Source organism: Aliidiomarina quisquiliarum (assembly GCF_023922585.1).
Taxonomy (GTDB): domain Bacteria; phylum Pseudomonadota; class Gammaproteobacteria; order Enterobacterales; family Alteromonadaceae; genus Aliidiomarina; species Aliidiomarina quisquiliarum.
Window position 1 is genome coordinate 80,183 of record NZ_JAMFTN010000053.1, and the last position, 12,356, is coordinate 92,538.

At 44.9% G+C, this 12,356-nt stretch carries 10 protein-coding genes; 5 read left to right on the plus strand and 5 right to left on the minus strand.

All coding sequences use genetic code 11. From position 1 onward, the window contains the following. The first annotated feature begins 32 nt into the window (after positions 1-32). From M1L23_RS14510 to M1L23_RS14520, 3 genes are all read left to right on the plus strand, one after another. Positions 33-842, plus strand: a complete 810-nt coding sequence (locus M1L23_RS14510; RefSeq protein ID WP_252628153.1) for an ion transporter — start codon at positions 33-35, stop codon at positions 840-842. A 106-nt stretch (positions 843-948) separates the two neighbouring features. Further along, complete coding sequence (locus tag M1L23_RS14515) at positions 949-1,440, plus strand: hypothetical protein (RefSeq protein ID WP_252628154.1); 492 nt, start codon at positions 949-951, stop codon at positions 1,438-1,440. Positions 1,441-1,568: 128 nt separating this feature from the next. Further along, the gene (locus tag M1L23_RS14520; RefSeq protein WP_420840645.1) at positions 1,569-3,260 is read left to right on the plus strand and encodes a dipeptidyl-peptidase 3 family protein; all 1,692 of its coding nucleotides are present in this window, start codon (positions 1,569-1,571) and stop codon (positions 3,258-3,260) included. A gap of 115 nt (positions 3,261-3,375) precedes the next feature. Here the strand turns inward: M1L23_RS14520 and M1L23_RS14525 are convergent, their stop codons facing one another. Next, the gene (locus M1L23_RS14525) at positions 3,376-5,430 is read right to left on the minus strand and encodes a BCCT family transporter (protein ID WP_252628155.1); all 2,055 of its coding nucleotides are present in this window, start codon (positions 5,428-5,430) and stop codon (positions 3,376-3,378) included. A 203-nt stretch (positions 5,431-5,633) separates the two neighbouring features. On the opposite strand from M1L23_RS14525, the gene M1L23_RS14530 reads away from it, so the two are divergent. Next, positions 5,634-7,568 (plus strand): S9 family peptidase, encoded by a 1,935-nt coding sequence (locus tag M1L23_RS14530; RefSeq protein ID WP_252628156.1) that lies wholly within the window; start codon positions 5,634-5,636, stop codon positions 7,566-7,568. Positions 7,569-7,631: 63 nt separating this feature from the next. On the opposite strand, the gene M1L23_RS14535 is transcribed toward M1L23_RS14530, so the two are convergent. Next, on the minus strand, positions 7,632-7,844 hold the full coding sequence (locus tag M1L23_RS14535; protein WP_256473858.1) for a cold-shock protein: 213 nt from the start codon (positions 7,842-7,844) through the stop codon (positions 7,632-7,634). 202 nt (positions 7,845-8,046) lie between these two features. On the opposite strand from M1L23_RS14535, the gene M1L23_RS14540 reads away from it, so the two are divergent. Further along, a complete protein-coding gene (locus M1L23_RS14540; RefSeq protein ID WP_252628157.1) occupies positions 8,047-9,084 on the plus strand; it encodes a cysteine synthase A in 1,038 nt (345 codons plus the stop codon). A gap of 5 nt (positions 9,085-9,089) precedes the next feature. Here the strand turns inward: M1L23_RS14540 and M1L23_RS14545 are convergent, their stop codons facing one another. The 3 genes from M1L23_RS14545 to M1L23_RS14555 form a co-directional block, all read right to left on the minus strand. Then, positions 9,090-10,259 (minus strand): iron-containing alcohol dehydrogenase, encoded by a 1,170-nt coding sequence (locus M1L23_RS14545; protein WP_252628158.1) that lies wholly within the window; start codon positions 10,257-10,259, stop codon positions 9,090-9,092. Between the two features lie 75 nt (positions 10,260-10,334). Next, on the minus strand, positions 10,335-10,790 hold the full coding sequence (locus tag M1L23_RS14550; protein ID WP_252628159.1) for a GNAT family N-acetyltransferase: 456 nt from the start codon (positions 10,788-10,790) through the stop codon (positions 10,335-10,337). Then, positions 10,790-12,253, minus strand: coding sequence for a RimK family protein (locus M1L23_RS14555; RefSeq protein WP_252628160.1), 1,464 nt, complete (start codon positions 12,251-12,253; stop codon positions 10,790-10,792). The genes M1L23_RS14550 and M1L23_RS14555 overlap by 1 nt, the downstream gene beginning before the upstream one ends. Positions 12,254-12,356 lie beyond the last annotated feature (103 nt).

The window sequence follows — 12,356 nt, forward strand, 5'->3', positions numbered from 1 at the left end:
TGCTTTTTAACCACGCCTTTAGGCCGGCTGCCATGCATAAACCAAACATACGCCGCATACTTTATAAGTACCTAGAGCCAGGTGGTTGGCCAGGTTTAGGCTTGTCGCCAGTTAATATTTTCATTTCTACACTTATTGTGGCGTCTGTTATGGTGGCTATACTGGAAACAGAGCCAACATTACGTGATAACTACCTACCATTTTTTATTCATATTGAAACATTGTTTTTTGTGGTCTTTGCCATTGAATATGGGCTGCGGGTGTATGCCGTTGGTGAGCAGCCAATGTACCGAGGTGTTATTGGCCGCTTGCGCTATATGGTGTCTTTTGTGGCACTGATCGATTTAGTGGTGTTGGCTTCGTTCTTATTAACCTTAGGTGTGTTTAGTACCTACTGGATGCGTTTAGTAAAAGTTTTGCGATTGTTAAGAATTGCTCGCTTAGGACGATTTTCAAAAGCCATGAGTGCCTTTAGCCATGCTTTAAAAGAACGCTCTTACGAGTTGGTTTTCAGTTGTGTTATAGCGGTTAGTTTGTTGCTGGGTTCGAGTGCAATTTTATACTTTGTTGAAGGTGACAATCAGGAAGCATTTGCAAGCGTGCCGCGGGCCTTATGGTGGAGTGTAGCAACCTTGACCACCGTAGGTTATGGCGATGTTACACCTATTACCAGTGTGGGGAAAATATTCGCCGGGGTAACTGCGTTAGCGGGGGTTGGCCTAATAGCCATGCCAACCGGAATTTTAGCCGCAGCCTTTAGCGATGCATTTCAAGAGCAGCGCAAAAGAGACGCGGCACAACTAAAAATGACCAAACAAAACATAGCTAAAAAGAAAAGTTAAGCAACAGGGTGTTAAAAGCTGTCAGTATTTGTAACATTTTGTTAACTAGCGTTGTAACCTAATGGGGTAGAACGTATAGTTCGGGTAACTATTAATTGGAGGGTATATGAAGTTAATGAAATACGGAGTAATTGTAGCCTTAAGCTTGATGTTATTTGGTTGTGCAGCAAGCTCAACAAATCAGCAGTCGTCCGTTACACCACAAACGGTAAGCATTGCTGAATACACGGCGTTCCTAGACCATTTAGACAGCGCTATTGAAGAGGGTAAACCTCGTGCGTTGAATAATGATGAAAAACGTCAATATCGTAGCTTGTCTACCTCGTTGAAAAATATGTTAAGTGGCCACGAGTCAATGGACACGGTAGCAGCTGCTGATGTTCAGCGTGTAGCGAACCTACATGAGCGTTTGCAGGCAGTTGTTATGGGCACCAATGCGGGTCAAGTAATTTGCCGTAGCGAGCGTTCAACAGGTACTAACTTTAAGCGCACAGCATGCATGACGCGTGCAGAGTGGGACCAACAGCAGCGCGATGTAGAGGACTTTTTCCGTCAAGGCCATGGTTTCGCATCGGGCATGACAGCTCCAAAAGACTAAAACATAGTAGTTGTGTGTTCTAAAAACCTCGTGTCATAGCGGGGTTTTTTTATGCCTAAAACAATTGTTTTTAGGTTATTCTTGTGGGTAATAATTGTTAAATAGCTTGGCCACTAAGAGGGAATATTATGAAATTAAATAAGCTCACAACGTCTTTACTAACTAAAACTGTGCTTGGCATTGCTGCAGGTAGCATGCTCATGGCCTGCTCGCCGGCTAACAATAGCACAGTAACTAGCGCCGGCTTGCCCGCCGCCGTATTAGTTGATGGCGCTGAACATAGGCTGGATATTTACAAGTCGGTACAACTTAGCGCCGACTTAAGCCATTTAACCGCCAAGCAACAGCAAATTATTGGCTTGCTGATTGACGCATCGGTCATTATGGACAACCTATTTTGGCAACAAGCCTACCCAGGTAATCGCGAACAGTTTATGGCGCGCATTAAAGAGCCGGCAGTACGAGCCTTCGCCGAGATAAACTATGGCCCTTGGGATCGACTGAGCAACGACCAACCATTCATTCAAGGCTATACCGACAAGCCTTTAGGTGCGAACTTTTACCCTGCTGATATGAGTCGGGAAGAATTTAATGCCTTCGCAAGCGACGACAAAGACAGCTTATATACAGTATTACGCCGTAATGAAGCGGGTGATTTGTACACCATACCTTTTAGTGAGTTATATGCAGAAGAGTTGCAGCGCGCGGCTGACTTACTATTAACTGCAGCTAGCCTGACCGAAAACGAAAAATTTAAAACCTACTTAGAGCTGCGGGCCGCCGCCTTTTTAACCGATCAGTACACCGCGTCTGATTATGCCTGGATGGATATGAAGGACAATTTAATTGATGTGATTATTGGCCCCATTGAAACCTACGAAGACCGCTTGTTTGGCTATAAAGCAAGCTTCGAGTCGTATGTGTTGGTGAAAGATACAGAATGGAGCAAGCGCTTGGAAGTATACGCAGAAACTTTGCCGGCGTTACAACGCAATTTGCCAGTGCCAGAAGCCTATAAAGCAGAGCAACCGGGCTCAGATGGGCAGTTAAATGCGTACGAGGTAGTTTACTATGCAGGCCATTCAAACGCGGGTAGTAAAACGATTGCGGTGAATTTACCGAACGATGAAGCGGTGCAACTGGCAACAGGAACACGCCGGTCACAGCTTAAAAATGCCATGCGGGCGAAGTTCGACGGCATTCTAGAGCCAATTGCCGACGTACTCATAGTGCCCGAACAGCGGGGTCATATTACGTTTGACGCCTTTTTTGCCAATACCATGTTTCATGAAGTTGCACATGGTTTAGGAATTAAAAATACTTTAAATGGCCGCGGTACCGTGCGGGCAGCGTTGCGTGAATATGCGTCGCCGCTGGAAGAAGGTAAAGCCGATATTTTAGGCTTGTTCATGGTTACGCAGCTGTTAGAAGAAGGTATTTTAACCGAGGGTGAACTTGAAGATTACTATGTAACCTTCCTGGCCGGTATTTTCCGCTCAGTTCGTTTCGGTGCTTCGAGTGCCCATGGTATGGCCAACATGATCCGCTTTAACTACTTCGCGCAAGAAGGCGCTTTTATCCGTAATAATAACGGACAATATGCTGTTGATATGGCCAACATGCGGAAAGCAGTAGATGGCTTATCAGAGCTAATTTTACGGTTACAAGGTGATGGCGACTACGACGGGGTTGGCCGTTTATTTGAGGCCAAAGGACATATAGGTGCTGAACTGCAAGCCGACTTAGACCGTTTAGATGCTGCACAAATTCCAGTAGATGTTCACTTTGAACAAGGTAAGCAACAGTTAGGTTTAAACTAACCAGGGCGCATTAAACAAGTCGCCTTAAAGCGTGTAATGCAAACTTGCAGTAACCCCCAATAGTTGGACTATTCAATTATTGGGGGTTTTTTTATGCTGGTAATATTACAGGCACTTAAGTTTTAGGTTTAGCAGCCTCACTTTTAAGCTCATCGTCATGCTCAGTCATGTCCCAAGGCAAACTTGCCGGGCTGTTATGGCGGAAGTGTAAATAGTTTTCAAATTGATTGAGCACGTCGTTAATGAGATCGGCGGGCTCAAAGCCGTATACGTCGTAAGACTGCCCACCCTGTAATAAAAACACTTCAGCACGAAAGTATTCCGACTCTTGCCCTTGGCGGGGGGCCAAGGCGTATTCGGGGCGTACATAACCTCGTAAACGAATTTCATAGCTAAAATCGATGCCATTGCGGTCAACCACTAAAGTTACCCGAGTAGGCTCGTCTTCAAGGTAAACTTCTGAGGTCCACTTTTTAATGCTTAGTTCATGTTTAACTTGTTGTAGGCATTCTTTGGCAGTATTTTCAATAAAGTCTTTTGCTTGCTCTTTAGTAGGAAAGTCGAGAATACACGCCAAACGTTTTTTCCAGTAATTAGCCCCCGCATGAACCCCACGACGGTGCATTTGAGTGTGGCTTTTTAAACTACTGTGCTGATGCCCTTCAATAACTAACGCTCGCCACATACCAACGGCAGCAATAATCATAATAATGGAGAAGGGTAATGCACTGGCAATAGCAGCAGTTTGTAAGGCGCCTAACCCCCCTGCCAGAAGTAACACTGAAGCCACAACCCCTTCAGAACTAGCCCAAAATACCCGTTGCCAAACAGGGGTGTTAGCCTTGCCGCCGGATGCTAATGAGTCAATTACTAATGAACCCGAGTCGGACGAGGTAACAAAGAAAGTAATAATTAAAATAACCGTAATAAAGCTAATTACGCTAATAAGTAAAGGATGGTCAGCAAGTAGGTATTCATACATTTTAAATAAGGCAATGGCTTGGTCGGTTTGGACATCTTGAATTAATACCGCATAGCCTTCGTTCATAATCAGGTTAAGAGCGGTGTCGCCAAATACCGAGAACCAAAAGAAGGTGAAAATGGTGGGTACTAACATTACGCCAAAAACAAACTGCCGAATGGTGCGACCGCGGCTAATTTTGGCAATAAACAAGCCCACAAAAGGTGCCCAAGCAATGGTCCAGCCGAAAATAAACAAGGTCCAGTTACCAATCCAGTCGCTACGTGTATAAGCCTGTAAATTAAAGGTGCGCTCTACAATAGTATTTAAGTAGCTGCCTGTGTTTTGTAAGAATGTTTCAAGAATATGTACCGTTGGGCCCATGGCGAACACAAACAGTAATAAAAATACTACTAGGGTCATATTAAGCACCGACAGGCGCTTTACGCCTTTGTCGAGGCCTGCAACTACTGAAGCTATGGCTAATAAGGTAATAACAAAAATAACAATAACTTGAATAACACTGTCTATTGGAATAGTCGGCCATAAGTAGTTTAGGCCGGTATTAATTTGAATAACCGAAAGCCCGAGAGTGGTAGCTATACCAAACATAGTGCCTAATATGGCAAAAGTGTCGACAGCGTGACCCATAGGGCCATGCACTTTCTCGCCAATTAAAGGGTATAGGGTTGAACGCATGGAAAGCGGTAAACCATGACGAAAAGAAAAGTAGGCCAGTACTAAGCCAACCAAGCCGTAAATGGCCCAAATATGAAAGCCCCAATGAAAATATGAAATTTGCATGGCCATTTTAGCGGCATTAATGGTTTCACCAGTACCAACGGGTGGGCTGGAATAGTGCAAAACAGGCTCCGACACACCAAAGAATAACAGTGCAATGCCGTAACCAGCAGAAAACAGCATGGCAAACCAGGTTAAAAAGCTATATTCAGCGTCTGCATGATCAGGCCCAAGTTTTATTTTACCCCACTTAGACATGGCCACAACCACTATAAACATAAGTGAAAGTGCAACCACAAGCATGTAAAACCAACCAAAGTCGCTGGTTATTTTGTTTAACACTGCAGCAAAAAGGCTTTCAGCTAGGTTTGGGTTAGCTAAGGTACCAACAACGAGAAGGAAAATAACTGCAACAGCAGGAATAAAAACAGGAAGTAATAAGGCTGAATGCCAGCGAGGCGAGCTCATAATATGAGGATCCAGGAATTTTAATTGCGAAGTTGTTGGTCTAGGCTATCACTTTTGATGGTGTAGATACCACCCGAGTAGATTTGTTGGGCAAATAACCTTGCCTGCTGAATTGTAAGGAAACGTGAATAGCGCAGACCTTTAGCTTATCTTGGGTTAGTATTAGAACTTATTACCAACAACAATAAAAGCTAGGAAGCAAGATGAAATACATACATTGGTTAGCCATTTGTGTTGCGTTAATGTTTACTGCGCCTGCGGTAAGCCAAGATATACCCTTAGCAGACTTTTTCAAACATGCTGAATTTGGCGACGTGGCTATTTCTCCCGACGGTCGTTACTTGGCTGTTTCAGTGCCAGAAGAAGACCGTCGTAATTTGGCCGTGATTGATATTACCGAGCCGGGTAAGTTAAAAATAACCGCTGGTTTTAATATGCGTGGTGGCGAAAGCCCGTTTGGGGTGCGTTGGGTAAGCAACGAGCGGTTAATTTTTGAGTCAATCCTTCAAGCTGGGGCGCTTGAAGCGCCACAGCGTACTGGTCGAGTGTTTGCTATTAACGCCGACGGCGGTAATCGGCGTCAATTGTTTGGTACTCAAGCGGGCAGTTTTGTTGGCCGCTCCATGTCGATTGTTAGCTATTTAAAAGATGAGCCCGACTGGGTGCTGATACAGCACTGGGCTCACGACCGCCCAAAACCCATTGCGCAGCGCATGAATGTAACCGATGGGCGCTTAACAAGGAGAATTATTTCGCCTTTAAACCGCGGCGGGTTATTAGCTGATCAAAACGACAAGGTGCGATTTGCCTACGGTTCTGACGATGACGGTGTTCCCCAGTTTTCGTGGCGGCCAAGTGAAGACGACAAATGGCGCACCTTTAAGAACGACTTTGGCACATATATTTCTCCTATTGCGTTTAATCCAGCCGGAACTGCCGTGTATTTTAGCTCGCAAGAAAAGGGCAAGTTAGGCGTTTTTGAAATCACCTTGGCCACTGGCACCGTTACCCCAGTGCTACAAAGTGAGCGGGTGGAAGTAGATAACTCGGTAGGTGCTTCCACGCCATTTGTATGGGACGCAAGTGCAACTAACTTATTGGCCGTGCGCTTTATGGACGGCAAGCCAGAAACGCGAAGCGTGAATGAAGAGGCTTTTGAAATAAAATGGTTGCGGCAACTGGAAGCCATGTACGAGGGCTTTCATGTGAGAATATTTAACTGGACTGCCGACGGTAAACGGGCGTTATTATCGGTGTCTGGCGATGTGGCAGAAGCGGAATACTTTTTGCTCGACACAGAAACACCTGAGTTACGTTTTATTGCTTCAGCCAAGCCTTGGATTGATCCAAGTCAAATGGCGCCTATGGAGCCAATTCAATTCACCGCACGAGACGGCCAAGAGCTGTACGGCTACCTAACCATGCCGCTTAATCATAAAGCGGGCCAACCGTCGCCCTTTGTGGTTTACGTGCACGGCGGGCCTCATGGCCCACGTGACCGTTGGGGCTTTGATTCTAGAGTGCAGCTGTTTGCCCACCATGGTTTTGGCGTGTTGCAAATTAATTACCGCGGTTCGGGTGGTTATGGCCGTGATTTTGAGGAAATGGGCTATGGCGAATGGCATGGTAAAATGCAGGACGATATTACCGACGGCACCTTATGGGCCATGGAACAAGGCTACGCAGACCGTGAGCGTACCTGTATTGCCGGAGCAAGCTATGGTGGTTTTGCAACCTTATCAGGTATTACTCGTGAACCAGGCCTATACGCCTGTGCGTGGGCTTTTGTGGGCGTATACGACCTACCATTGATGAAAAAAGAAGGGAATATTCCAAGCTTTGAAGCGGGTCGTCGTTATTTAGACCGAGTATTAGGTACCGACGATCAAGTATTGTTGGACCGCTCGCCATCAAACCATGTGGAAAAAATAGTTACACCTTTGTTTATATCCCATGGCGCAGAAGACACCCAAGCCCACTTTGGCCAGTATCATTTGCTGCGGCAACGGCTAGATAAGGCGAATATTCCTTATGAGCACATGTTTGTAGCAGGGGAAGGGCATGGTTTTTACAAGGTGGAAAATAACGTAGCAATGATGGAACGAGTACTTGCCTTTATGAAGAAACACACTGAATAGTATGGCAGTAGGAACAAAAAGGGTCAGCTTTTAGCTGGCCCTTTTACATTCGATTCAAACTATTTAATCAATTGCTACAACGTTCTCAGCTTGTGGACCTTTTTGGCCTTGAGTAATAGTGAATTGCACTTTTTGTCCTTCAGCAAGGGTACGGAAACCGTCACCAGTAATAGCACTAAAATGAACAAAAACATCAGGACCGCCAGCATGCTCTAAAAAGCCAAAACCTTTTGACTCGTTAAACCATTTTACGGTACCAGTTACGATATCAGACATATTCTTTCCTAACTTTCTTTAAATGAATCTTGCTAGCTAACGCTAACCTGTCGTTGCATTGAAGGTATTTATTACATCCAAGCTTTTTAAGTATACATGCCCTTGCTCACACTCGCCAATGGCAGCCGCTATTATTTATTTATATTTTTCTTCGCTATAATGAATTTATATTGAAAGTCATTACTAATGGAGTACTGCCAAAATGATAGTAGCCAATAACCTTGCAGAGCAAATAGGGAACACCGACTTGCTGTATATACGCTCACTTTCTGAGTTATGTGGGTCAGATATATATGTGAAGTGCGAATATCAAAATCCAGGTGGTTCTATTAAAGACCGAGCCGCACTACAGTTGGTACAAGATGCAATTAACAAAGGTGAATTAAAGCCAGGCATGACCATTGTGGAAGGCACTGCAGGGAATACTGGTATAGGTCTTGCTGTGGTAGCGAAAGCCTTGGGATATAAGCTGCTAGTGGTGATGCCGAATGACCAAACACCAGAAAAAACCCGCATGATCGAACTACAAGGTGGCAAATTAAAAACCGTTCCCCCGGTACCTTTTAAAGACCAAAACCACTTCTACCATACGGCGCGCCGTATAGCTGAAGAAAACGAAGGTTACTGGTGGGCGAATCAATTTGAGAACACCAGTAATATGCGGGCTCATTATTTACACACAGGGCCTGAAATTTGGCAACAAACGGAAGGTAAAGTCGACTTGTTGGTATCGGTTTCAGGTACCGGTGGCACTATTGGTGGGGTGTCTTCATATTTAAAAGAGCAAAAACCAGAGTTAGAAGTATGGTTGGCTGATCCCGATGGATCGGGCTCGTATGAATTTTTACGTACTGGAGAATATAAGTCGCAAGGTACGTCGATGACAGAGGGTATTGGCATTATGCGTTTGGTAGAAAATTTCCGCCTAGCCAAAATAGACTGTGCTATTAACCTACCAGACCAAGACTTAATCAGTATTTCCCGCTATGTACGCGACCAAGAAGGTATTTTATTAGGTAGTAGCTCGGCCTTAAACGTAGCAGCAGCTTTTTTTGCCGCCTTACACCGTGAGCCAGGAAAAACCATAGTGACTTTTGCTTGTGACCTAGGCGAGCGTTCAGCGTCGAAACTATATAATGATGACTATATTAAAGGGCGTGACTTAAGCCCTAAGGCAGAAGGAATTGATGCCCTCACCCAGCGTTACAAACAAATGGGCGAGCGCATTTTAGTCCTATAATAAAACTATAAAGCCGCAGTTAATATTTCCCGACTCACCGCTAAGGTTACATCGCGGCTTTCACCTAAGGCGACCATTTTATGGCGTTCTAACTGGTTAATAACAGCAGCAATGGCTTCATCGCCTAAGTTGTAGTTTTGTAACCGAGTTGGGGCGCCTACATCAATAAAGAACTGTTCAGTTTTAACAATGGCTGCTTCAATTCGGTCGTCGTCGGTACCCTCATGGTTTGCTGCAGTAATATTCCAAACTCGCTCAGCGTATTGCAAAAGCTTTTCGTGTTTAGCTTGCTTACGAACACGCAAGTTGGCTGGCAAAACGACAGCTAAAGTTTGCGCGTGATCTAAGCCGTATAGTGCGGTTAGTTCGTGACCTATCATGTGGGTAGACCAGTCTTGCGGTACGCCATTACCAATTAATCCATTTAAGGCCATGGTGGCGCACCACATTATGTTTGCCCGCAATTCATAGTTGTCTGGCTGCGCAAGGGCTTTAGGGCCAGTGGCAATAATAGACTGTAAAATACCTTCAGCGAGACGGTCTTGTAAGTCGGCACCCACTGGGTAAGTAAGGTATTGCTCAATAACATGTACAAAGGGGTCAACAATACCGTTGGTTAGCTGGCGCGTAGGTAAAGTTAATGTGGTTGTGGGGTCAAGCACAGAAAACTGTGGGTAACATAATGGGTTGCCAAAGGGCATTTTAGCTTTAATTTCAGAGCGGTTTACTACCGAGCCGGAATTCATTTCCGACCCTGTGGCCGGTAAAGTTAAAATACTACCAAAAGGCAAAGCTTGTTCAATATTACGCCCACCTTTTAGTAATATGTCCCAACGGTCGCCTTCGAAACACGCCGCAGCAGCGATAAATTTAGTACCGTCGATAACTGAACCACCGCCAGCAGCAAGCAAGAAATCAATATTGTCTTGCTTGGCTTGGTCGGCTGCTTTACATAAGGTGGTGTATTCTGGGTTTGCTTCAACGCCGCTGAATTCGCTCACAATGCGGTCGCCTAAGGCGGCAATAATTTGGTCGTACACGCCATTGTTTTTAATGCTGCCACCGCCATACACCAACATAATGCGTGCCTCAGTGGGAATAGCGGTGGCAATGGCGGCTATTTGGCCATCACCAAATAAAATACGGGTTGGGTTTTGATAACTAAAGTTTTTCATAAACAGATTTTCCTGTTACTGCACAATACAAAGAGAGTAACACAGAGTACGGCTTGGCTCAGATCAGGATCACATTCAGCGGGTGGCAAAGCTAAATTGCATACGATAACCGTCTTGTCCGTCTGCATAGTAAGCAGGTAGTAGGTCAACCACCTCAAAGCCAAGGCGCAAATACAACTGATACGCAACCTGGTTGGTTACACTAACTTCAAGCCTGACCCCAGCGGCGCCACTAAGTAAAGCACGTTCAATAATATGTTCCATGAGAATGCGGGAAAGGCCTTGCCCCCGACAGCTTGGGTCGACCGCCACGGAATAAACTCGCCACCAAGCACTGTTGTTACGAGTTAAAATTAAAATGTAAGCTTGTAATTGGTGTTCTTGAAACAGCCCTAGTACCAATGCACTAGGGCTATTAATAAGCCGCCGAAAAGAACGGCGGCCAAGGTGGTCGGTGAGAAAACATTTGTTTTCTAACTGCACTAAAGCGTCTACATCTGCAAGCGTAGCAGGGCGAATGTTTTGCACCATTAGGCTTCCAAACGACGTTCAAAGTCGCTCATAATAATGCGGTATAACTCGTCGCCTAAGTATAAGTCTTCCACGTCGCTTTCTATCGACGGGTTATCATTAATTTCAATAATAACTGGGCCACGGGCGGTTTCTTTAATGTCAACGCCATATAAACCGTCACCAATAAGTTTGGTGGCTTGCAAGGCAATTTTCACCACGTCTTTTGGCACTTGGTGAACGCCCATACACTCGTAAGAGCCACTTTTATTGCGGCCCCCTTCAGCATGATTATAAATTTGCCAATGGTTGCGAGCCATAAAGTACTTACAAGCGTAAATGGCGCGGTTATTCAGTACCCCAATGCGCCAGTCGAAATCGGTAGGTAGCCACTCTTGCACTAATAAAATACTCGAGGTTTCGAATAATTTAGCGGCAACCTTACGAAGCTCTTCTTCACTACGAGCTTTTTCAACACCTATAGAAAAAGAGCCGTCAGGAATTTTTAAAACCAAGGGATAGCCAAAACGTTCGCCAATAGCGGCATAGTCAATTGACTCGCTACTTACTAATAACTCTGACTGCGGTTGCGGCACTTTATTTTTAACTAATAATTCATTTAAAAACACTTTGTTAGCGCAGCGTAAAATTGCATCTGGGTGATCAATTACCACCATGCCATTGGCTTCTGCTTTTTTGGCGAAATGGTAAGTGTGGTGGTTAATACGGGTGGTTTCACGAATAAACAAGGCATCGAATTCTAGCAAGCGACCAAAGTCTTCTTGTGTAATTAGTTCTGCTTCAATGTCGTGTTCTTTCGCTGCGCGAATAAATTTCTGCAGCGCTTTTTTGTCGCTGGTTGGAATTTTTTCATTCGGATCGTGTAATATGGCTAAATCGTACCGATAGCCTTTACGAGCACGGCTTTTACGCCATACTTTTTTACTAAAGCCTTCGAGTGCGTCGCCAAATAAATTTTGTTCCGCATCATTGAGATCCGAAAGCGGCCGATTACGTAATGCACTTATAAACCAGCGACCTTCGCGTTTAAACTCCACTTCCAAAATAGGGCAGGGGTAGGTTTCAAACACTTCGCGGGCCAGTTGTTGTAATTCAGGCTCTTGGCAGCGGCCAAAACAAATTAACAACACTACGTGGTCGGGCTGTACAGATTGGTTAGCGCTTACATACTTATTAAGTTGTTTGCTCAGGTCTTTCAGAAACAACTGATAGCGCGACAAGTTAGCCAAGTCGTTAATAGCCGACACCGGGGGTAGCGAGCGTTGCCCACGTGCTTGTGCCAGCAAACTGACATAGTAACCACTGGAAAGGTAGCTTAAGTCGTTACATAAATTAATAATTGGGCCACGATGTTTGCTGCCCGATTCGGTAATATAATCGGTAGCACTAATAATGGCTTGGCTCGGGTGGTATGGTTGCCAGTCGGCGAGGTTATCGAGGATAACCAAAGGTGCATTTTGCATCGTTTCTCTCTAGTTTAAAAACTGCTATTGCAGTGGCGCCGTTATCGCTTAAAACGGCGTATTGCGCAAGTGATTTAATGTTATTTTACTTACTTAAAGGTAG

Coding starts and splice junctions, on each gene's coding strand:
- M1L23_RS14515 (WP_252628154.1), top strand. CDS start 949: ATGAAGTTAATGAAATACGGAGTAATTGTAGCCTTAAGCTTGATGTTA.
- M1L23_RS14525 (WP_252628155.1), bottom strand. CDS start 5,430: ATGAGCTCGCCTCGCTGGCATTCAGCCTTATTACTTCCTGTTTTTATT.
- M1L23_RS14510 (WP_252628153.1), top strand. CDS start 33: ATGCATAAACCAAACATACGCCGCATACTTTATAAGTACCTAGAGCCA.
- M1L23_RS14535 (WP_256473858.1), bottom strand. CDS start 7,844: ATGTCTGATATCGTAACTGGTACCGTAAAATGGTTTAACGAGTCAAAA.
- M1L23_RS14550 (WP_252628159.1), bottom strand. CDS start 10,790: ATGGTGCAAAACATTCGCCCTGCTACGCTTGCAGATGTAGACGCTTTA.
- M1L23_RS14540 (WP_252628157.1), top strand. CDS start 8,047: ATGATAGTAGCCAATAACCTTGCAGAGCAAATAGGGAACACCGACTTG.
- M1L23_RS14545 (WP_252628158.1), bottom strand. CDS start 10,259: ATGAAAAACTTTAGTTATCAAAACCCAACCCGTATTTTATTTGGTGAT.
- M1L23_RS14520 (WP_420840645.1), top strand. CDS start 1,569: ATGAAATTAAATAAGCTCACAACGTCTTTACTAACTAAAACTGTGCTT.
- M1L23_RS14555 (WP_252628160.1), bottom strand. CDS start 12,253: ATGCAAAATGCACCTTTGGTTATCCTCGATAACCTCGCCGACTGGCAA.
- M1L23_RS14530 (WP_252628156.1), top strand. CDS start 5,634: ATGAAATACATACATTGGTTAGCCATTTGTGTTGCGTTAATGTTTACT.